This is a genomic window from Alloiococcus sp. CFN-8 (assembly GCF_049943125.1).
Classification (GTDB): domain Bacteria; phylum Bacillota; class Clostridia; order Clostridiales; family Clostridiaceae; genus JAEXZL01.
On sequence record NZ_CP188040.1, the window covers coordinates 74,754 to 95,480 of the forward strand.

The following is a 20,727-nucleotide window of genomic DNA, read 5'->3' on the forward strand; positions in this document are numbered from 1 at the left end:
CATGGGTTTATTCAGCAATTATTTTATAATGAAAAAGAAGCCCATAGCTATTAGGCTTCTTTTAGATATTATGCTTATAGTTTATTAATAGCTTTTCTGCAGCAGGAAGCATGAACCCAGTGACTTTTACCATCCTTAAGCTCAACACTGCAGATTACCTCTCCTATGTTAATAGCCTTGTAGCAAACCTCGCAGGGGCTAGTCTCCTTTGCTACTATTGTCCTTCCCAAGGCTTCAGGCTTTTGAAGCTCAAAGGCCTCCATCTCCAGCTCCTCTTTGGTAAAATCCTTACATATTAAAGAGTTTATATAACTGGAGAAATTACCCGACATGAGAACATCTGCCTTTTTACTAGCAAGGTTGTATACATGATCTGCCAAACTTATGGTAACCTTTCTTGTCATTAATAATTGCGCTCCTATAGCATTCTATACTACTATTATATGCAGAAGTGTGATATAGGTACCTGTTTCAGGCTACAAAGTATACAACATAAAAGTTAGCCATTACTATACATTTGTCTATTACTATATCTCATTATTATGAAATAGGAGCTTTTACCTTAGAAACTTTAGCTGTAACCTTATAAAGGCGTGTCACCATTATAATCATAGCCACCAAGAAAAAAATCAAATAATAAGGATATAGCTTTGGTGAGATTCTTCCTATAATTAGACCACAAAGAGGTGGCATAAAGGTTGCTCCAACGTAGGAAAAGCCCATTTGAATTCCCATAAGAGACTGAGAAACATCCTTTCCAAAATTCACTGGGGTCTCATGAAGAATTGAAGGATAAATTGGTGCACAGCCTGTACCTATAAGTAAGAAGCCCATTGGCAGCAAGCTAGTTGGTACTGGAAGGATCAAAATGGATAATCCCACTGTTATTATAGCAAGTCCTAAATTTATTAACTCCTTGCTTTTTAGCTTCATTGTTAAGAAGCCAGATAAAAATCTTCCTATAGTTATTCCCATATAGAATAAAGATATCCACTGTGCGGCATTTTCCTCTGAGAGTCCTTTGGAGAGCACTAGATAGCTGGCACCCCAATAGCCTGTAGATGCTTCTAGTGCAATGTAAGAAAACAAAGCAGTTAGCACAGCCTTAACTCCTTTTATCCTCATAAGCTCCTTAAAGGAAATGCTCTTCTCTATGGTATCTCCTTCTCCTCCTTTTTCTTCTTCTCTTCTCTCTACTTTTCTCCATAAGGGTAAGGATAAAAATAAAACAAAAACTAAAGCTAGCTGTAGTAGAGCTATAGTTCTATATCCACTTCTCCAGCCACTGTTTTTTCCTATATAATAAGACATTATAATTGGTCCTAAGGTAGCTCCCACTCCCCAAAAGCAGTGTAGCCAGCTCATATGTCTTGCTTTATAATGATTAGCAACAAAATTATTCAAGGCTACATCTACACTTCCAGCGCCTAAGCCTAAAGGAACAGCAAAAATACATAGCATGTAAATATTACCTGAGAAAGAATATCCTAATAAAGCCAGTGCAGTTAATAGAACACTTACTCCTGTAACTGTGCCCGTTCCATATCTTCTTATAAGCTTACCACTTAAAAAACTCGATATAATTGTTCCACCAGCTGTAATCATTGAAAGAATTCCCTGAGCAGAAACTTCTACCCCTATATTTCCATAGATAGATGGCCATGCAGAACCCAAAATTGTATCTGGTAAACCTAAGCTAATAAATGCAATATATATAATTGCTAACAAAGCTGTAATCATAGAAGCACGCCTCCTTTTATAAAGCTCTCCTGAAGCTTATCCAACATAATTCCTATAATACCATTAAAAAAATAATCATGGAATAATTTTCTTTATATAAGCTGAATAAAAAATTATCCCGATAGCTTTAAATTAAAGCTATCGGGATATTAACTCTTCTAGTCATCATAATGATTCCAGTCTCCAAAGAATCCAGGAGTGCTATGGGCATCCTTTTCTCCCTTTTCATCATAATGATTAACACTTCCCAAGAATCCTGGTCTACTATGGCCAGTTTTATGTCCTTTAGCATCATAATGGTTCATGGAATCAAAGAAACCAGGAGTGCTGTGCCCAACCTTCTTTCCTTTACTATCATAATGATTCATTCCGCCAAAAAGCCCAGGCCTACTTTCTCCTACCATCTTTCCATTTCCGTCGTAATGCTTTATTGTTCCAAATAAGCCTTTTCTGCTGTAACCTTTCTTTGCCATAATAACTCCCCCTTGCGATAGTTTTATAACCTTTCAGCTTACAACTCTCAGATAGATATTAATATATTATTAATTCTATTTTATCATTTTCGCTATATTTTTTCAAAATATTACGAATTATTCTCTAGAATCATTCTCAATAGATTCTATCTAACCAGCTCTGCTTCTTCCCTATAGTTCTTCTCACGAAGCTCTTTAACAACCATTGTAATTGCTACTATTCCAGCTATTAAATCTGCTATAGGTCCAGCATATAGTATGCCATCAATGCCTAGAAACAAAGGTAGAATTAATATTAAAGGCAGCAGGAATAAAATCTGTCTTGTTAAAGATAGAAAAATACCCTTCTGTGGCTTTCCTATGGCCGTAAAGAAATTTGAGGTTATTGGCTGAATAAAATTCAGGAAGGTAAAGAAGAGAAATACTCTAAAATACCGTATTGCAAAGGTATAGTAGGCTTCTGAACCATCACCAAACAAAGCTATGATATATCTTGGAAATAGCTGAAATACTAAAAATGCAGTAACTGCTAATACAAAGCCGTAAGTAGCAGCCTTTAAATATGCTTTCTTAACACGAAGATATTTCATAGCGCCATAGTTGAAGCTTACAATTGGCTGCAATCCTTGAGATATCCCTATTATAAAGGAAAAGAATACCTGATTCACTTTAATTATTATTCCAGCACAAGCCAGAGGAATAGCCTGTCCATATACTGATAAGGCGCCATAATAGTTCAGAGATTTATTCATTACAATCTGTACTACCATCATGGAAAGCTGATTAAAGCATGGTGCAGCTCCTAATGAAATAATTCTACCAATATATCTTTTTCTTATAATAAGGTGCTTCTTCTCTATGTCAACAGTTTTAGTCCGCCGCAGATAAAAGAAAGCCATGGCTCCAGATATAATTTGTCCTATAATAGTTGCCCATGCTGCTCCTGCTATCCCCCATTTAAAGCCAAAAACAAATAAAGCATCCAATATGGTGTTAACTACAGCTCCTGTAAGATTGCTAATCATAGAAAACCTAGGACTTCCATCAGCTCGTATAAGATGTCCTCCTCCTGCTGCAAGTATCATAAAAGGGAAGCCTAAGGAGGTTATACCTGTATAGGTTTTAGCTAATCCTAAAATATCCTCTGGCGCTCCAAAAAACACTAGTATTGGGGATAAAAATAACTGTACAATAAGTGTCAGAAGTAAACCACAGCCAAAGAGCATTACTGCTGAATTCCCCAAGTAGTAAGTGGCTTCTCTTTTATTTCCTCTTCCCATAGCTAGATTAAAGGAAGAGGCTCCACCAATTCCAAATAATAAAGCTATGGCAATACAGCAAATAGATAGAGGAAAGGCTATATTTGTCGCAGCATTGCCAAGCTCACCAACACTTCTGCCAATGAAGAACTGGTCTACAATGTTATACATGGCACTTACCAGCATAGCAATGATACTAGGTATGGCAAATTGCCTAAGGAGCTTATTTACTGGCACTGACACTAAGGGATTACTTTTCTTATTTTCTTCCATTACTTTTCTCCTGACTTATTATATGACTTTCTACCATCTGAAAAATTTACATAACGCTATCTAAAGTCCACAACATTATTAAGCTCCTCATTATGAAAATAAGCGTGTAAATTTTGTGATGATATCTTTATAATCCTCTCAAGGGTTAATTGAAGGTGAAACTCACCGGCTATATGGGGCGTTATCAATAAATTTTTGGCCTCCCATAAAATGTGGTCTGGAGGCAGTGGTTCTGGGTCTGTAACATCAATGGCTGCCCCGGCAATATGCCCTGAATTCAGAGCTTCATATAAGGCATAGCTATCCACTGCGCTTCCCCTTCCCGCATTAACAAAATATGCTCCCTTTTTCATTATACTAAAGGCTTCTTTATCGAAGATCCTATGGGTATCTTTATTCTTAGGTACGCAAGAAACCACTACATCTACCTTAGGGAGCAGCTCTTTAAGAGAATTAATATCGTGAACCTCCTCCACAAAATCAGGTTTAATTGAAGTATTTCTTCTTATAGCAATGATTCTTCCACCTAAAGCATTAATCCTTTTTGCAAATTCTGTTCCAATATCCCCTAAGCCTAAAAGTAAAATCTTAGCTCCATATATAGAGCTAACAGTTCCCTCATCAGACCATTTATGACTTTTTTGGTTATTATAGTATAGATTCAGCTTTTTCATAATCATCAATAAAGCAGCTATCATATATTCTGATAATGCAACTCCATAAGCTCCCCTAGCATTAGTAAGAATAGCTCTATTGTTTAAAACTCCATAATCCGTATAACCGTCAGTTCCCGAGGAATTTAGCTGAATCCATTTTAACCTTTCAGAGCCCTTTACCATGGATATAGGGGCATTTCCAATTATAATATCAGCGGAATGAACGATTTCTCTAGTTAACTTCTCTTTGGAACAGTAAATAAACTCTGAGTCCAAGGAACTAACCTCTAAGCTCTTTTTATGAGACTCATCTACCGGTAGGATTACCAATATCTTATTCATTTTCTTCTCCTTTACAAATGCTATCAGCTTATTTTAACACTAATCCTAGACCTTCAATTTAAGTATTTCTCTTATCCTTTGAAGAAATATCTCCATTTGCTCTTTTGTACCTATAGTTATTCTAAGATAATTACTTATTAGCTCCTTATCATAGCGTCTCACTAGAATTCCCCTCTTCTTTAATTCTTCATAAAGAATTTTTCCTTCAAGGGCTTTAATTTTAGCAAACACAAAGTTAGTCATAGAATCAATCACCTGAAATCCCATTGACCTTAGCTTTTCAGTAACAAAGCTTCTAGTTTCCATTACCTCTTTACAATTTTTCATATAATACTCATTGTCATCAATTGATGACTCTCCAGCAATCAAGGTTAGCCTGTTCACGTTATATGGATTCATAGAAAATCTTATCATATTTAAATCCCTTATAAGCTCTCTATTTCCTATGGCAAAGCCTAAACGGGCCCCTGCTAGAGATCTAGATTTAGAAAAGGTTTGAACTACTAATAAATTATCATATTTATCAATTAATTTATAAGCTGATTCTCCCCCATAATCTATGTAAGCCTCGTCAATAACTACTAAATTCTCGGGATTGCTGCTAATTATCCTTTCTATATTCTCTAAGGAAAGATATATTCCTGTCGGTGCATTAGGATTTGCCAAAATTATATCCTTATTTATCCCCAGATAGTCCTTAAAACTTATAGAAAAATCACCATTCATAGGCATTTCCATATATTTTATTCCATAAAGCTGAGAAAACACCTTATAAAAGTCATAGCTGATCTCTGGAAATACCACAGTACTCTTATGGTCAAAAAATGCCATAAATATCATAGATAGTACTTCATCAGAACCATTACCTATTACTATATTTTCATAGCTCACATTATAAAGCTTAGCTATTTTCTTTCTTAAATTAATGCCACTATAATCAGGATATAAATTTAACTTTTCCACCTCCTGCAAGCTAATAGCTTCCATAACTTTAGGAGATGGTGGATAAGGAGATTCATTAGTATTTAATTTTATACACTCAGTATTACCTGTCTGTTCTCCAGGCTTGTAGGGCTCCAGATCAGAAAATCTATCACTAATAAACTTACTCATAAATGTTCCCCTTTCTTATATCATGAAAAAGCTTTCTCTACATAACAAAATTTTATAAAGATAAAATTCTAGAAAAAGTGCGATTCTCATTATAGAAACGCACTTTTTCTTATAACTTAATAGCCTCAGATAACCATCACTAGAAGAGTTATTCATAGAGCCTACACATAACAAAGTGATTTGGTGTTTTTTCTTTTAGCTCTAAATTTTCTCCAATGCATTGAGGTGTACAATATTTACATCTTGCAGCAAATCTACACCCTGGCTTAGGGTCTATTGGATTTGTAACCTCTCCTTTTATAATTTCTCTCTTAAAACCATCCTTTCTCAAAGCAGGAACTGGAATTGCTGATAACAGCATCTTTGTATATGGATGCATTGGATTCTCAAAAAGCTCCTTAGAGGGTGCTTTTTCTATACATTGACCTACATATAAAACTGCGATTTCATCGGAGATATGCTTTACCACTGATAAATCATGGGTAATAAACATATAGGTTAAGCCCATCTTTTCTTGAAGATCCATGAGAAGATTTAATATCTGCGCCTGGATACTTACATCTAGAGCGGAAACCGGTTCATCACAAACAATAAATTCCGGATTCATTGAAATAGCTCTGGCAAGACCAATTCTTTGTCTTCTGCCACCATCAAGCTCATGAGGATAGGTATTAACATATCTCTCATCTAGCCCTACAGTATTCATAAGATGCATTACCCTCTCTTCAAGCTCTACCTTACTCTTATATATTTTATTGACAACAAGCTGCTCTGCTATCAGTTGGTAGACTGTATTTCTCGGATTAAGGCTGGAATAAGGATCCTGAAATATCATCTGCATCTGCTGTCTTAGCAGCCTCATTTTTTTCTTATCATACTCTAGAATATTTTCACCCTTAAATAACACCTCTCCACTGGTATGAGGAGTTAATCTAAGGATAGTTCTACCTAAGGTTGATTTGCCACAACCCGATTCTCCAACTACCCCTAAGGTTGTACCTTTTTTTATGGATAGATTAATATCATCTACTGCATGAAGGCTACCGTTGGAGGTCTTAAAATATTTTTTCAGGTTCTTCATTTCAACTAAGGGTCTATTATCAATAGTCATCTCCATTTGCCTCAGCCTCCTTCTTAACTACATGACACGCTATTTCATGAGTTCCACAGATATAGGTTGGTGGTTGTTCTTTTTTGCATATATCCATTACCCTCGGACATCTTGGGTGGAATTTACAGCCTTTGGGCAAATCTGCTGGGTTTGGCATAAGACCATTTATTGGACTTAATCTATCTGTTTCCACCTCTAGATTAGGTATAGAACCAAATAAACCTACAGTATATGGATGGTGAACAGCATTTTCAAAGATATCCTCTACTGTACCGCTTTCAATAATCTCACCAGCATACATAACAGCAACCTTGTCACAGGTCTCAGCAACTATTCCCAAATCATGAGTTATAAGAATCATTGCCGTATCAAGCTTCTCCTTAAGCTCTGTCATCATAGCTAACACCTGAGCCTGGATAGTAACATCAAGAGCTGTAGTGGGCTCATCTGCAATTACTAGCAGAGGATTACAGGCTAAAGCCATAGCTATTACTATTCTTTGCTTCATACCTCCGGAGAATTCATGAGGATATTCATTTTTTCTATTTTTAGGTATCCCCACAAGCTCCATCATCTCATCAACCCTATCCTCCAGCTCTCTGCTGCTTTTATTATCATAATTGTGGAGCTTAAGTGCCTCTAATAGCTGCTTTCCCACAGTAATAACAGGATTCAAGCTGGTCATGGGATCCTGAAATATCATGGATATCTCTTTTCCTCTCACCTTTCTCATCTCACGCTCTGATAAGCTAACAAGATTTTTCCCGTTAAATTCTATACTTCCTTGAGAAATCTCTCCTATATTATGAGGAAGGAGCCTTAATATACTTAAAGCCGTGGTAGTTTTTCCAGCCCCTGTCTCACCTACAATCCCAAGAGTTTCACCCTTATTAAGTGTCAAATTAATTCCATTTACTGCATATACCGTATCGTAATCCGTATTATAAATTACTTTTAAATCCTTTATTTCTAATAATGCTTTTTCCTTCACTTTATTCATATTGTTACTCCTTTTCCTGATTTCTCTTAAGGTATTCTAATCTAAAGAGAAATCTACCCTATGATTAAAATTAATTTCTGAGCTTTGGATCCAGAGCATCTCTAAGTCCATCACCTATAAGATTAATAGAAAAAACTGAAATAGCAGTAGCTAAGCCAGGTATAAGCACCAGATAAGGATGCTGCCTCATAAATTCCCTAGCATCAGAAAGCATATATCCCCATTCAGGCTGTGGAGGTTGAATACCTAGACCAATAAAGCTAAGACCTGCAGCTAAAAGAATCATAGATGCTACAGACATAGTTCCCTGAACAATGATTGGACCTATAGCATTTGGTAAAACATCATGCAGGATAATCCTAGCATCATTAGAGCCTCCTGCTCTGGCTGCCTCTATATAATCCTCACCAATTACTGTAAGAACTGTAGAACGAATAATTCTTGTAAAACCAGGTATTTGAGAAACGGTTATAGCAATAAGTAAGTTAATCATATTAGGTCCTAAGGCAGATACGATAGCAATAGCTAGAAGAGTTGTTGGTATACACATAAGAACATCCATGATACGCATTACAATATCATCAAATACTCCTCCATAATAAGCTGTCATGGAACCTAGGATACCTCCTAGAAATAATGAAATCCCTGTTGTAAAAATACCCAGTACCAAGGATATTCTTGCCCCATGTACAATTCTTGCAAATAAATCTCTACCCAACTGGTCTGTACCAAACCAATGGTCCTTGGATGGGGACTGTAGTCTATTGCTTATATTTTGAGCAATGGCCTCTGCTTCATAGTCCGCAATAAAATCCGCACAGATTGCTATAATTACAATAATAGAAAATACAAATAGCGCAACCATGGCCAATTTATTCTTTTTAAATCTATTCCATACTTCTTTAACTTGACTTCTCTTTGCATACTTTTTATTTATCTTATAATCTAAGGTTCCCTCACTCATAGCTTTTTCCTCCTCTCAATCAAAGTCACTACTTGGAGTACTTAGCACGTACTCTAGGATCTATAAATGCATACAGCAAGTCTACAAGAAGCATAGTAATACAAACAAGAAGAGAAAAGAATATAATACATGCAGTAACCTGTGGAGTATCCTTCATTCTTATAGAGGTAATTAGAAGAGTGGAAATTCCCTGCATAGAGAACACTGTCTCTATAAGTATTGCTCCACCTAAAAGCATTCCGAACTCAACTCCTAAGGAGGTTATAACAGGTAAAAGAGCATTTCTTAGTTCATGCCTAAATACTATAAGCATTTCTCCCGCTCCCTTAGCTCTAGCTGTTCTAACATAATCTGATCTTATTGTTTCTAGCATCGTTGATCTTGTCATTCTAAGAACGCTAGCTGCTGTAGGTGCAGCGAGGGTGAAAACCGGTAATACATAATGCTTCCAGGTTCCTACTCCATTAGATGGCAGCCAATCCAGCTCTAAAGAGAAGAACAGTATGAGTAGAAGACCAAGCCAAAACCTTGGTAAGGAAGCAAATATCATGGCAACGGATGTGCAAACCATATCAATCACTGAATACTTCTTTATTGCTGATATAATTCCTAAGGGTATACCCATCAAGGCTGTTAAAATTATGCTATAAAGAGCTAGCTTAAAGGTAACAGGAAATCTTTTCAATACCTCTTCAAAGACTGGTTTTCCAGTTCTGTAGGATTCACCGAAATCTCCCTGAACAGCATTGACTATATACTTTCCATATTTCACAAGAAGAGGATCATAATATCCCTTTTCAGTATTAAAGGCAATTTTAGCTTCTTCTGTAGCATCATTTCCTAGTAATAATGATGCTGGATCTCCTGGAGTTAAATTCATAATAAAGGTAACAATAAATATTACTCCAAGAAGAATAGGCACAACCCATAATAATCGTTTAATTGTGAATTTTAGCATCAGCTCACCTTCTTTCACGATAATTATTAATTTGACTTATAAACCACACCGTCCTTCATGACAAAGGATACCTTTTCTAGCACCGATATATCCTCAATTGGGTTTCCCTTAGTAGAAATAATATCAGCAAACTTTCCTGGCTCTATAGTACCAATTTTATCTTCATATCTTAAAAGCTCTGCTGCAGTTCTAGTAGCTGATATTAAAGCCTTTGCAGGCTCCATTCCTTCTCTAACCATAAGCTGAAATTCGTAAGCCTGATCGCCATGTTTATTATAGGGTGTTGCAGCATCGGTACCAAAGGCTATTTTCAAGCCCTTTTTCAGAGCTATCTTGAAGGTATTAGATCTTGCCTTCTCACATTCCTTCGCCTTTCTAAGCTGGAATTCTGGTATTGTTCCTGAATTTATATTTTCCATTATCCTTTCTACAGCTATGAGAGTGGGCACAAGGAAGGTTCCTCTTTCTAACATCATATCTGCCGCTTCCTCATCCATAAAGGTTCCATGCTCAACAGATGTAACCCCTGCTCTAATAGCAGCCTTTAATCCCTTATTTCCAATGCAGTGCGCTGCTGATGGCTTATCTAAAAATTCTGCTACCTCCACGGCAGCTCTCATCTCTTCATAGGTGAGCTCCTGAGGACCTGCTTTTATACTGTTTCCAAGAACGGCGGAAGTAGCCAGGAGCTTCACATGATCTGCTCCATATTTAAAATTGAATCTAGCCGCTTGTCTTGTTTCATCAGGACCACATACCACAGCTCTAATGTAGTTTGCCTTTCCACCTTGATACGGCGGCTGGAAGGAGGTATCCCCTGCACCTCCTAAGGTATTTAAAGGAAGCCCACCTGCAAATATTCTAGGTCCCCAATGTATCCCTTGATTAATGGTATCTCTAAGAGCAATATCACTAAAGCCTGCACTTCCCATATCTCTTATGGTTGTAAAACCAGCCATTAAATCTGCCTGAACAATAGGAAGTCCAATTAATGAAAAGTAAGCAGCTGACATGGAATATTCCTCTTCTGCAGTACTAGCTTCTCCATTGAGAGTACAGTGTACGTGAGTATCAATAAGTCCTGGCATTACGAAGGAATCTAATAAATCTATCACTTCAAAGTTCTCAGTATTTACTAAGGTATTCAAAGGTAATACAGCCTCAATAATATTTTTATTTACAATAATACCCACATTTTCTTCAAGGCTTTCATCCACTGCTCTAAAGAGCTTTCCACACTTTATCAATTTTTTCATATTACATTCACATCCTATAAATATGAAGGGTAATAAAATAAATTATTACCCCTCAACAATCATTTTTGATTAATCCCTGTAAGCAGCAATTATTCTATTTTTTCTAAGGAAGCTATTACCTCAATTTCACATAATGCTCCAAAGGGTAGAGCTTTAACTGCCACACAGGTTCTTACTGGAGCACTTACAAATTTTTCACCGTAGGCTTTATTGAAGTCGTCATAGTTAGCCATATCTGTTAAGTAGCAATTTGCCTTAACTATACTTTCCATTCCTATATTATAGGTAGAAAGTACGGCTTCTATATTAGCAGCCGCTTGAACTGCTTGACTCTTAACATCTTCTCCAGCAAATTCTGAGGTACCTGGCTTAAATCCAACCTGACCTGAAACATATACAAACTGTCCTATCTTCTTACTAGGAGAAAAAATTGGTTTACTCATTGTCCCACTCCTTTTCATATATAAATGATGATTAATTTACCTAAAGATTACTTTATAATTAAAACCTCTGGCTTAAAGCTATTATTTGACAACATCTTAGGGCCATTAGCAGTAATCTGGATTAGATCCTCATGATGGAACATTCTATTCTCTGCTAAAACCACAGGTTCAAGGCAGAACACCATATTTTCCTCAAGTGGACAATCAAAACTTGGTCCAAGCATTGGATATTCATGAACTCCTATTCCTAAGGAATGTCCTATGTGTGAGCAATTAAAAGGAAGACCTACTTCTTTCATCTTCTCTACGCAGATATTATATATATCCTTAGCAGATACTCCCACCTTCATATTTAGAGCTATCTGTTCATAAGCTTCAGAGAATCTTTTGTAAATATCCAGGTATTTTGGATTTGGAGTACCCAGCATTACAGTTCTAGCAATGTCTGAGTTATACTGCCATTTATATCTGCAACCAAAATCTAATCTCATCATATCTCCAGCTTCCATTATGTCATCATTAGGAATATGATGTGCCTGAAGACAGTTATCACCAGAGCCCATAGCAAAGAATGCTACTGTTTCAGCTCCTTTCTCTAGCATATGTATCTTAACTCTGTCCGCAAAGGCCTTTTCAGTACATCCAGGATGTACTTCTGTAAGTGCCTCTTCAAAGGCTTCTCTTGTAAGATTTGCAGCCTCAGTAAGATATTGAATCTCTACAGCATCCTTGATCATCTTTACATAACCAAAGATATGTGAGCATTCAGATAGGTTAATACCTGGAACTCTTTTCATAAGCTCCATATAATAATCTGCAGTAAGATAATTAAGCTCTATACCTATCTTTCCATTAGCTAAGCCTTTCTCTTTTAATACATCCGCCAGTAAAACAATAGGATTTTCTTTATGCTCTACATAATATCTTTTATCCTTTATCCAGGATTCAGAATCAACTGTAAATTTTTCTATTAAACAAGCAATAACTGTAGGCTCTCCTGAAGCTGGAAGGACAGTTATTAACAATCTATCCCTGATATCCACTTGGGTCAATACGTAAGTTCCAGTGAAATACACTGTATTTTCTGGAGAAATCACAACTGTTGCATCATAACCTTCTTTGGCCATATACTTCTTGAGGCGTTCAAATCTACTTGCTTCATTATTTCCCATTAAAATCACCTTCTAAATTTATAAACTAAATAAATTATTCTGCCCATTTAATATATTTACATTGAAGACCAACAAATTTATCATAGCCAGTGATTTCTAAACCTTTAGTAATAGCATAGCTCTTCTTTGGGTAGTAGATAGTAGCAAAGTATGCCTTCTCAGAAATATGCTTAAATGCACCATTAAGGGTCTCAGTTCTGCTCTCAGCATTCATATCCTTAGATTGAAGCTCAAACTGCTCATCTAACCATTCATCACTTATCTTAGCGAAGTTAACAGCTGCATCTGTTGCTGTGATAAGACTCATGTCATTTCCGTCTAAGCCCAGATTAATGTAGGTTGCCGCCATATTAAAGTTTCCGGCTCTTAAGTTTTCTATGAAAGCACTATTTTCAAGGATTGTTATCTTAGTAGTAATTCCGATAGCTGCAAGATTTTCTTGTACAATTTCTGCTATTTTAGCAGTCTTACCTTCTCTGCAGTAAAGGGTATCTACAGTGAAGCCATTCTCGTATCCTGCTTCCTTCATAAGATCCTTTGCCTTTTCAACATCATATTCATAGGAAGGAATATCTTCGGACCAACCATCCATGTTCTTATTAGCTGCACTATTGGCAAGCTCTCCTATACCTTCATCAGCTACGGTTAAGATTGATTCAGCATCTATAGCGTAGTTAACAGCCTTTCTTACTAATTCATTCTTGAATTCTTCTTGTCCATTATCACCTAGATTAAACATTACATAGTAGGACATACCACAATCATGAGAATATATATCTAAGTTTTCATTTTCCTTTATGGAAGCCATGGAGCTAGCTGGGAAATCTCTAGAAATATTAAGCTCCCCTTTTTCAAGAGCAATAACCTGAGTATTAGCATCTGGAGTTATCTTAAAGGTAACATTCTTTATACTTGGCTTAGGATTTCCATGATAATCCTCGAAAGCTTCTAAAACTACTCCAGTTGCTGAATCATAAGATACAAGCTTATATGGTCCACAGGAAACTACCTTTTCAGTAAAGCCTCCAAATTCTTTGTATGCTGCCTCAGAATAAACACTTATATATACACATAGCTGATTAAGGAATGCAGCTGCTGGATAGTTAAGGTAAACATCTAGGGTATAATCATCAATTACCTTCCATTCCTTCATCATGTCTGCAGTAGCCGATTGATAGGAATAATATTCATTAGAGATAAGATTAAAGGTAAATGCAATATCACTTGCCTTCACTTCAGTTCCATCGTGGAATTTTACTCCTTCCTTCACATGTAAGGTATACTTACATTCTTCATCATTCCATTCCCATGACTCAACAACGTTACCTACTATATTTCCATCCTGATCAAAGGTTAGAATCGGTTCATATATATTGGTAAGAACCTCGTTAGTAACAACATTTGATTGAGCAAAGATATCTAAGGTTTGTAGCTCACTAGATAAAGAAATAACCAGACTATCTTTATCTGTTATTAATGGATTCTTCCCTTCTTCACCTTCTGAACCGCTTGAACCACTAGAACAACCAGCAAAGAGTGCCATGGTAAGTGTTAAAGTGGTTAGCATGGCTAAAATTTTCTTACTCATAATTTTCTCCCCCATTCATGTAAAATTTTAAGTAAAAAGCTTAAATATTATTAATGATAGCCATGTCTTTTATTGACAACAGCTATGAATAATAAACAAATAATGATTGATAAGTAATTACCTCATCTTTTCAGCAATTTTTATAGACTACTCCATCCTTCATAACAAATTTAACGTCCTTCATTACTGAGATATTTTCTATAGGATTATCATTAACAGCTATAATATCTGCAAGCTTTCCTTTTTCAATAGTTCCAACCTTATCCTCCCATTTAATAAGCTGAGAAGCAGTCTTTGTGGCAGAAAGTAATGCATCTACTGGGCTCAAACCTGCTTCATTTACCAAAAGCTCAAACTCTTCAGCCTGGGTACCATGATAAAGATATGGGGCACAAACATCAGTACCAAAAGCAATCTTGACCCCTTTCTTATATGCCATATTTACATTTTTAGCATGAACTGATGTGCAGTACTTAGACTTTGCTATTACATTTTCAGCAATTTCTCCAGGCTTCATTTCATTTAACATCCTTCGTGTTACAATGAGAGTTGGGACCAAGTATGTTCCTTTCTCCACCATAAGGTCTGCAGTCTCTTCATCTAAGAAGCTACCATGGTCAATGGATGTAACCCCTGCTCTTACAGCACAATTTATTCCTTCTCTTCCATGAGCATGTGTACAGGTTGTTTTACCTCTGAATTCAGCTACCTCACAAATTGCTCTCATTTCTTCAAAGGTTAAATCTTGTGGACCAGGATCATCTCCTGGAGTCATAACACCAAAGGTGGACATGAACTTGATACAATCAGCTCCATATTTAAAATTCATCCTAGCAGCTTGTCTAGCTTCGTCTGGCCCACAAACGATAGCTCTAACGTTGTCTTTTCCTAAGCCTGAATAAGGAGGTTGAAAATAATTGTCACCATGGCCTCCAACACCATGAATAGGAAGACCTGAAACCAGCATCCTTGGGCCCCAATGATAGCCTTGATTAATAGCATCTCTTATGGCAACATCTGCATAACCAGGACAACCAGCATCTCTTAAGGTTGTAAATCCAGCCATTAAATCATCTTGTACCCATTTAATCCCCTTAACAGCATAAAAGGCGGGAGAGGTTGAGTATCTAACCAAATCATCCAGATCCTTAAAGCTACCATTGGCCCAGCAGTGAGTATGACAATCTATCAACCCAGGCATCACAAATTTATCACTTAAGTCAATAACCTCATAATCGTCAAAATTACTAATTTGTGAAAGTGGAAGTACCTCTTCAATGATATTCCCAGAAACTATTATTGCCATATTATCTTTTGTACTCTTATCCTCAGCAGAAAATAGTTTTGAGCATTTAATAAGTTTTTTCATATTTCACCTCTAGTCTAGGACTGGTTTAAACCATATAATCTAATAAACAGATATGTATATGTACAATATATAGGATTAAACCTTTTACCTATTTCTAAATATTTCGACAATTTATTTATGAATTTATTCTAATACGACATATTATCTTTGTCAATAACTTCACAAATATTTATATTTTTAAATAAATTATTATTCGTTTTAATATTTTCTCATGGTATAATTTATATATCTGGAATATTAAGACCTGCATAGAAGGATAAAAAATACAGGAGGTCAATATATGAAGCTTGGCATAATACAAATGGAGATTACTACAGATAAAGAAAATAATATGAAGAAGGCACTTAGTGAAATTAGAAGCTTATCTGAAAAAGGTGCCGACATCGTTATTCTACCGGAGATGTTTAACTGTCCTTATAATATGAATTTTTTCTCCCAGTACGCTGAACCCTCAGAAGGAAAATGTTGGAGCTTATTAGCCAAGGCAGCTAAAGAAAATAATATATATCTCATAGCAGGCTCTATTCCTGAAATAGATGATCAGGGAAACATTTATAATACCTCCTATATCTTTGATAGAAATGGATTAGAGATTGGAAAGCATAGAAAAATACATCTCTTTGACATCAATGTGCAAGGTGGCCAGAGGTTTATGGAGTCAGCTGTACTTACGGCAGGAGATAAGGTTACAATATTTGATTCAGAGTTCTGCAGAATCGGCGTTGCTATCTGCTATGACTATAGATTTCCTGAGCTTACTCGCCTTATGGTTGATCAGGGAGCTAAGATAATAATTATTCCTGCAGCCTTTAATATGACTACTGGCCCCGCCCATTGGGAGCTTCTCTTCAGACAGAGAGCTGTAGACAATCAGGTTTTTTCCATCGGAGTCGCACCCTCTCGTGATTATAACGCCTCCTATGTATCCTACGGAAATTCTATAGTAGTATCTCCTTGGGGCGAGGTACTTTTAAGATTAGGCGAGGAAGAAGCTTCCGTCGTTATTGATATTGACTTAGCCATGGTTGATAAGGTAAGAGCAGAGCTGCCTCTACTTAAGCATAGAAGACATGATTTATACAAGCTTATTGATAACAAGAATCCATAAATATGTCTGTCACAAGCTATCTATTCATAGTACTAAGATTTAATCATTTAACTAACAAGATAAAAGGAAACAGCATCATGAATATATTTTTTATTCATGATGCTGTTTCCTTTAAACATCTTTACTTTTTAAGCTGTAATTGTAACAAGTGAGTAGAAGTACTCTTTTTTATCCATTAGCTCATCAAAGGTTCCCCTTTCACAGATACTACCATTCTTCATAACATATATTCCATCAAACTTTTTTAATACACTCTCATCCAGCTTGTGAGTAACAATAATTCTTGTTAGGCCCTGTATATCTAGGACTGCATTTGTAACTGCAAAGGCCGTCTCATTATCTAAGGCTGCTGTTGCTTCATCCATCATCAGAACAGGAGTATTCCTAAGAAGGCTTCTTGCTATAGAAATCCTCTGTCTTTCACCACCAGATAAGCCTCTACCATTTTCACCACAGGAATAATCGGCTCCCCGTTCAGCAATAAACTTACTAAGACCAGCCTTATCTATTGCTCCATTTACAACTTCTTCATCAAAGGTTCTAAACATAGTAATATTACTCTTAAGGTCACTATCAAAGACAAATACATTTTGTTGAATTATACTGATAAGGTCATAAAGAGAATCAGTGTCGATGGTTTTCAGTTCTGTTCCATCTATGGCAATTCTTCCGGTATAATTTTCATAACTCCCCATAAGTAGCTGCAGAAGTGTTGATTTACCGCTTCCAGATCCTCCTACCACAGCATAGCTCTTTCCTGCTTCAAAGCAAGCATAGATATCTTTAAGGACTTCTTTTCCTTCCTCGTAGCTAAATGAGAGATTCTCTATCTGAATTTTATCCTTAAGAATTGACTCAATCTTACTTCCTTCATGGCCAGAATTTTCTTCCATAATCATAGATAGCTTATCGATAAGTGCCATGGAAGACTTAATTCCTGCTAGGTATTGTGGTACAGTTCTAATTGGCTCCATAACAGAATTCACCAAGTTTGTCATTATGAGTACTGTTCCCAGGGTTATTTCTCCCTCAAAAGCAAGATAAGCACCAAAAAAGAATATCCCCATCTGAATCAAAGGATAACACAAATCATTACTAACAATAGAAATTTTATATGACATCCAGCGTCGAAAAAACTTTTTTTCTTCTGTTTTTTTATTTGTGTCATCAAAGAGCCTAACAGCCTCCTTCTCAGATTTAAAGCTCTTTATTACAGAAAACCCAGAAAGAAGGTCCTTTATGGTTCCTACCATGAACTCATTTTGATCACTGACCTCCCTCTCCTTCTCTGCAAGCTTATTCCCCATGAAGACTGATACTAAAATAGGAAGCGCACATAATACAAGCACCGCTACTGCCATGAGCCAGCTGTAAAGAAACATCATAATCAATGTGCAGATGAAAAGTACAATCTCATAGATTACCAGCAGAATCTTATTTAAATAATTCTCCTCTATAGATCCCGCATCATTGGTGAGAACGGAGATATAACGGCTGGTATTTTCCTTCATAAAAGCACTGATACTTTTTTCTGATAACTTCGAAAACACCAGGGACTTATACTGGTACAAGGCCCTTTGAACAAACCTTGCTCTGCTCCAGTACATCAGCGCACTCTGTCCTAATGATAATACTAATATTACCACAGCAATTTTTACCAATTCCCACAGCTGATTTATGGTGCCACCACTTACAATATCAAGAACTTCACCCAGCATCCAGGAATAAAAAAGATATGTTCCAACAGTGGTAAGGAGGGTTAATAATGCCACTGTAAAGAGCAGCTTATTCCCTGTATAAAATGCCTTAATATATGATTTTCTCTTATTTTTCATTCTTCTGAACCTCCTGATGAATGTAAGGAGTTTTACGTGTATCCCAGCCTACTACCCAGCTATCATTTTTTTCCATAAACCATCTAGCAAAGATTAAAAAAGGAATAAAACCTCCATTATTATGAACAATATAAGCTGGTACTGTTTTATCCTCTAGCTCTAAATTTCTTTTTCTTAACAAATTGACTTCCTCAAGTTCGCTTAAAATTAGCTCGGACTCATCTAATTCGAGACCTAGCCGCTTTGCAATTGTTATAGCTATATAATAATTTTCACCATTATTATATAAATACTTAAGTACAGAGAAACAACCTGGCCTCCCCAAGACCTGAAATAACTTCTGGTATTCATTATCAGAGCTTATATAGGAAGCAAAGCCAGCTTTAGGCTCTGGGAAGACTCCCCAGAAGTGAAAATCCTCCGCAGGTACTCCTAAAGCCATGCCATATTCCGTGAGAACACAGCTCCTCATCCACATAGGAGCCTTTTCTGTCATTACTTTTTCCATGGACCTCTCAAGATACTTCATATCCTTCATATTAGCAATGGCTTTTATGGCAATCCAAAACACTTCACTGATATATTCAAGCTGCTGTTCCCTGGGAAGAGCTATAACCCGGTTGTACATTAGCTCCTTCAAATCCACAGCTTCACCAGTATTTCTTCCAAAAAGCGCGTCTATGTTGACCCCTAATGTATCCGCTATAGCTGGAAGAAGAAAAATATCTGGTGTACCACCACATTCCCAGCGGGAAACCGCCTGAGTTGTTACTCCTATTTTCTTTCCTAACTCCTCCTGTGTCATCCCCCTATGCTTTCTATATTTTGCAATCAAATCTCCAATAGCCTTCTCTCCCATAATATTCCTCCAATTCAATTATTAATTGAATATTAACACAATTAACAATTGAATACAATATAGGTATTATTTACTAAATTCAACGTATAGTTGATATAGTAAAATATAAATTAAAATACATAGAAATAAGCCTGTTAATTTTTGTATTTTATTTAATAAATAGTTATTTTCATCTTGACTATGGAAATTAAATTGTATACAATTTAATTATTAACAATTTATATAAATCTAGTTAATTTATAAACAATTAAATGGGAGGATACAAATGAATATGTATAGCTTAAAAGTAAAGGATGCACAGGGAAATATAGTAGATATGAAGGATTATCAGGGTAAGGTTCTACTAATTGTTAACACTGCTACAGGCTGTGGCTTTACCCCACAGTATGACGGACTTCAAAATTTATATGATAAGTATAAAAATCAAGGCTTCGAAATATTAGACTTTCCCTGCAATCAATTCGGAAACCAGGCCCCTGGTACAGAGGAAGAGATAGTGAATTTCTGCAAGATAAACTTTAGTACAACCTTTAAGCAATTTTCTAAGGTTGATGTCAATGGAGATAAGGAAGATCCCCTTTTTACCTATTTAAAATCACAAAAAAGTGGATTAATGGGCAGCGCTATCAAATGGAACTTCACAAAATTCTTAGTAGATCGTAATGGCAGGGTAATTGAGAGATATGCACCAGCAACAGCACCAGAAAAAATAGAAGATAAAATTAAAGAGCTTATATAAAGAATAAAAAGGAGGTAGATGATATGGACAAAAATTATGCCCCGCTAAAGCTTGAAAATCAAATATGCTTCCCCCTTTACGCCGTATCTAAAGAAGTTATAAAAAAATATAAACCATATCTCGATCCCCTGGGACTAACCTACACTCAATATATTACTATGATGGTAATGTGGGAAAAGGAGACTATCAATGTGAAAGAACTAGGAGAAGCTCTTTATCTAGACTCAGGAACCTTAACCCCTCTTTTAAAAAAGCTGGAGGCAAAAGGTTTTATTACAAGAACCCGTTCCAGAGAAGATGAAAGAACTCTATGTGTAGAGCTTACTGCTAATGGTAAGGAACTGAGAGATAAACTCCTTCCCATTCCTGAACAAATAGCTAGCTGTATTCCATTAAATCATGATGAAGCCTTACAGCTATACACACTACTTCACAAGCTCCTCAATAAATTAGAAAACTCCTGAACTTA

At 36.3% G+C, this 20,727-nt stretch carries 20 protein-coding genes; 3 read left to right on the forward strand and 17 right to left on the reverse strand.

Annotation, left to right across the window (positions count from 1 at the left end):
* Nucleotides 1–74: 74 nt before the first annotated feature.
* The 15 genes from ACPWSR_RS00445 to ACPWSR_RS00515 form a co-directional block, all read right to left on the reverse strand.
* The gene (locus ACPWSR_RS00445) at nt 75–404 is read right to left on the reverse strand and encodes a hypothetical protein (protein WP_426349725.1); all 330 of its coding nucleotides are present in this window, start codon (nt 402–404) and stop codon (nt 75–77) included.
* 136 nt (nt 405–540) lie between these two features.
* Nucleotides 541–1,740: an MFS transporter gene (locus ACPWSR_RS00450; RefSeq protein WP_426349726.1), complete on the reverse strand. Its 1,200-nt coding sequence runs from the start codon at nt 1,738–1,740 to the stop codon at nt 541–543.
* Between the two features lie 158 nt (nt 1,741–1,898).
* The gene (locus ACPWSR_RS00455) at nt 1,899–2,213 is read right to left on the reverse strand and encodes a hypothetical protein (RefSeq protein ID WP_426349727.1); all 315 of its coding nucleotides are present in this window, start codon (nt 2,211–2,213) and stop codon (nt 1,899–1,901) included.
* A gap of 146 nt (nt 2,214–2,359) precedes the next feature.
* Complete coding sequence (locus tag ACPWSR_RS00460; RefSeq protein WP_426349728.1) at nt 2,360–3,745, reverse strand: MATE family efflux transporter; 1,386 nt, start codon at nt 3,743–3,745, stop codon at nt 2,360–2,362.
* Between the two features lie 56 nt (nt 3,746–3,801).
* On the reverse strand, nt 3,802–4,743 hold the full coding sequence (locus ACPWSR_RS00465; RefSeq protein WP_426349729.1) for a D-2-hydroxyacid dehydrogenase: 942 nt from the start codon (nt 4,741–4,743) through the stop codon (nt 3,802–3,804).
* Nucleotides 4,744–4,788: 45 nt separating this feature from the next.
* A complete protein-coding gene (gene hisC, locus ACPWSR_RS00470) occupies nt 4,789–5,856 on the reverse strand; it encodes a histidinol-phosphate transaminase (RefSeq protein WP_426349730.1) in 1,068 nt (355 codons plus the stop codon).
* Between the two features lie 148 nt (nt 5,857–6,004).
* On the reverse strand, nt 6,005–6,973 hold the full coding sequence (locus tag ACPWSR_RS00475) for an ABC transporter ATP-binding protein (protein WP_426349731.1): 969 nt from the start codon (nt 6,971–6,973) through the stop codon (nt 6,005–6,007).
* The gene (locus ACPWSR_RS00480; protein WP_426349732.1) at nt 6,957–7,967 is read right to left on the reverse strand and encodes an ABC transporter ATP-binding protein; all 1,011 of its coding nucleotides are present in this window, start codon (nt 7,965–7,967) and stop codon (nt 6,957–6,959) included. The genes ACPWSR_RS00475 and ACPWSR_RS00480 overlap by 17 nt, the downstream gene beginning before the upstream one ends.
* Before the next feature lie 70 nt (nt 7,968–8,037).
* Complete coding sequence (locus tag ACPWSR_RS00485) at nt 8,038–8,931, reverse strand: ABC transporter permease (RefSeq protein WP_426349733.1); 894 nt, start codon at nt 8,929–8,931, stop codon at nt 8,038–8,040.
* Nucleotides 8,932–8,959: 28 nt separating this feature from the next.
* Nucleotides 8,960–9,889: an ABC transporter permease gene (locus ACPWSR_RS00490; protein WP_426349734.1), complete on the reverse strand. Its 930-nt coding sequence runs from the start codon at nt 9,887–9,889 to the stop codon at nt 8,960–8,962.
* Between the two features lie 26 nt (nt 9,890–9,915).
* Nucleotides 9,916–11,145 (reverse strand): amidohydrolase family protein, encoded by a 1,230-nt coding sequence (locus tag ACPWSR_RS00495; protein ID WP_426349735.1) that lies wholly within the window; start codon nt 11,143–11,145, stop codon nt 9,916–9,918.
* Between the two features lie 89 nt (nt 11,146–11,234).
* On the reverse strand, nt 11,235–11,588 hold the full coding sequence (locus ACPWSR_RS00500) for a RidA family protein (protein ID WP_426349736.1): 354 nt from the start codon (nt 11,586–11,588) through the stop codon (nt 11,235–11,237).
* A 47-nt stretch (nt 11,589–11,635) separates the two neighbouring features.
* Nucleotides 11,636–12,760: a M24 family metallopeptidase gene (locus ACPWSR_RS00505; protein ID WP_426349737.1), complete on the reverse strand. Its 1,125-nt coding sequence runs from the start codon at nt 12,758–12,760 to the stop codon at nt 11,636–11,638.
* Between the two features lie 34 nt (nt 12,761–12,794).
* Nucleotides 12,795–14,348, reverse strand: coding sequence for an ABC transporter substrate-binding protein (locus tag ACPWSR_RS00510; RefSeq protein WP_426349738.1), 1,554 nt, complete (start codon nt 14,346–14,348; stop codon nt 12,795–12,797).
* A 130-nt stretch (nt 14,349–14,478) separates the two neighbouring features.
* Complete coding sequence (locus ACPWSR_RS00515; protein ID WP_426349739.1) at nt 14,479–15,717, reverse strand: amidohydrolase family protein; 1,239 nt, start codon at nt 15,715–15,717, stop codon at nt 14,479–14,481.
* Between the two features lie 280 nt (nt 15,718–15,997).
* Between ACPWSR_RS00515 and ACPWSR_RS00520 the strand changes: the two genes are divergently transcribed.
* Complete coding sequence (locus tag ACPWSR_RS00520) at nt 15,998–16,825, forward strand: carbon-nitrogen hydrolase family protein (RefSeq protein ID WP_426349740.1); 828 nt, start codon at nt 15,998–16,000, stop codon at nt 16,823–16,825.
* 128 nt (nt 16,826–16,953) lie between these two features.
* Here the strand turns inward: ACPWSR_RS00520 and ACPWSR_RS00525 are convergent, their stop codons facing one another.
* Both ACPWSR_RS00525 and ACPWSR_RS00530 read right to left on the reverse strand, forming a co-directional pair.
* Nucleotides 16,954–18,660, reverse strand: a complete 1,707-nt coding sequence (locus ACPWSR_RS00525; RefSeq protein ID WP_426349741.1) for an ABC transporter ATP-binding protein — start codon at nt 18,658–18,660, stop codon at nt 16,954–16,956.
* The gene (locus ACPWSR_RS00530) at nt 18,650–19,519 is read right to left on the reverse strand and encodes a helix-turn-helix domain-containing protein (protein WP_426349742.1); all 870 of its coding nucleotides are present in this window, start codon (nt 19,517–19,519) and stop codon (nt 18,650–18,652) included. The genes ACPWSR_RS00525 and ACPWSR_RS00530 overlap by 11 nt, the downstream gene beginning before the upstream one ends.
* Nucleotides 19,520–19,784: 265 nt before the next feature.
* Here ACPWSR_RS00530 and ACPWSR_RS00535 point away from each other — a divergent pair, with 265 nt between their 5' ends.
* Both ACPWSR_RS00535 and ACPWSR_RS00540 read left to right on the forward strand, forming a co-directional pair.
* Nucleotides 19,785–20,258, forward strand: coding sequence for a glutathione peroxidase (locus tag ACPWSR_RS00535; RefSeq protein WP_426349743.1), 474 nt, complete (start codon nt 19,785–19,787; stop codon nt 20,256–20,258).
* A gap of 23 nt (nt 20,259–20,281) precedes the next feature.
* Nucleotides 20,282–20,722 carry a MarR family winged helix-turn-helix transcriptional regulator gene (locus ACPWSR_RS00540; RefSeq protein WP_426349744.1) on the forward strand — a complete coding sequence of 147 codons (441 nt, stop codon included), beginning with the start codon at nt 20,282–20,284 and terminating at the stop codon, nt 20,720–20,722.
* Nucleotides 20,723–20,727 lie beyond the last annotated feature (5 nt).

Excerpts from the sequence above, each read along its gene's own strand:
- ACPWSR_RS00535 (WP_426349743.1), top strand. The coding sequence starts at position 19,785 with ATGAATATGTATAGCTTAAAAGTAAAGGATGCACAGGGAAATATAGTA.
- ACPWSR_RS00445 (WP_426349725.1), bottom strand. The coding sequence starts at position 404 with ATGACAAGAAAGGTTACCATAAGTTTGGCAGATCATGTATACAACCTT.
- ACPWSR_RS00480 (WP_426349732.1), bottom strand. The coding sequence starts at position 7,967 with ATGAATAAAGTGAAGGAAAAAGCATTATTAGAAATAAAGGATTTAAAA.
- ACPWSR_RS00515 (WP_426349739.1), bottom strand. The coding sequence starts at position 15,717 with ATGAAAAAACTTATTAAATGCTCAAAACTATTTTCTGCTGAGGATAAG.
- ACPWSR_RS00475 (WP_426349731.1), bottom strand. The coding sequence starts at position 6,973 with ATGGAGATGACTATTGATAATAGACCCTTAGTTGAAATGAAGAACCTG.
- ACPWSR_RS00525 (WP_426349741.1), bottom strand. The coding sequence starts at position 18,660 with ATGAAAAATAAGAGAAAATCATATATTAAGGCATTTTATACAGGGAAT.
- ACPWSR_RS00455 (WP_426349727.1), bottom strand. The coding sequence starts at position 2,213 with ATGGCAAAGAAAGGTTACAGCAGAAAAGGCTTATTTGGAACAATAAAG.
- ACPWSR_RS00485 (WP_426349733.1), bottom strand. The coding sequence starts at position 8,931 with ATGAGTGAGGGAACCTTAGATTATAAGATAAATAAAAAGTATGCAAAG.
- ACPWSR_RS00495 (WP_426349735.1), bottom strand. The coding sequence starts at position 11,145 with ATGAAAAAATTGATAAAGTGTGGAAAGCTCTTTAGAGCAGTGGATGAA.
- ACPWSR_RS00490 (WP_426349734.1), bottom strand. The coding sequence starts at position 9,889 with ATGCTAAAATTCACAATTAAACGATTATTATGGGTTGTGCCTATTCTT.
- ACPWSR_RS00530 (WP_426349742.1), bottom strand. The coding sequence starts at position 19,519 with ATGGGAGAGAAGGCTATTGGAGATTTGATTGCAAAATATAGAAAGCAT.
- ACPWSR_RS00500 (WP_426349736.1), bottom strand. The coding sequence starts at position 11,588 with ATGAGTAAACCAATTTTTTCTCCTAGTAAGAAGATAGGACAGTTTGTA.
- ACPWSR_RS00505 (WP_426349737.1), bottom strand. The coding sequence starts at position 12,760 with ATGGGAAATAATGAAGCAAGTAGATTTGAACGCCTCAAGAAGTATATG.
- ACPWSR_RS00520 (WP_426349740.1), top strand. The coding sequence starts at position 15,998 with ATGAAGCTTGGCATAATACAAATGGAGATTACTACAGATAAAGAAAAT.
- ACPWSR_RS00510 (WP_426349738.1), bottom strand. The coding sequence starts at position 14,348 with ATGAGTAAGAAAATTTTAGCCATGCTAACCACTTTAACACTTACCATG.
- ACPWSR_RS00465 (WP_426349729.1), bottom strand. The coding sequence starts at position 4,743 with ATGAATAAGATATTGGTAATCCTACCGGTAGATGAGTCTCATAAAAAG.
- hisC (WP_426349730.1), bottom strand. The coding sequence starts at position 5,856 with ATGAGTAAGTTTATTAGTGATAGATTTTCTGATCTGGAGCCCTACAAG.
- ACPWSR_RS00540 (WP_426349744.1), top strand. The coding sequence starts at position 20,282 with ATGGACAAAAATTATGCCCCGCTAAAGCTTGAAAATCAAATATGCTTC.
- ACPWSR_RS00450 (WP_426349726.1), bottom strand. The coding sequence starts at position 1,740 with ATGATTACAGCTTTGTTAGCAATTATATATATTGCATTTATTAGCTTA.
- ACPWSR_RS00460 (WP_426349728.1), bottom strand. The coding sequence starts at position 3,745 with ATGGAAGAAAATAAGAAAAGTAATCCCTTAGTGTCAGTGCCAGTAAAT.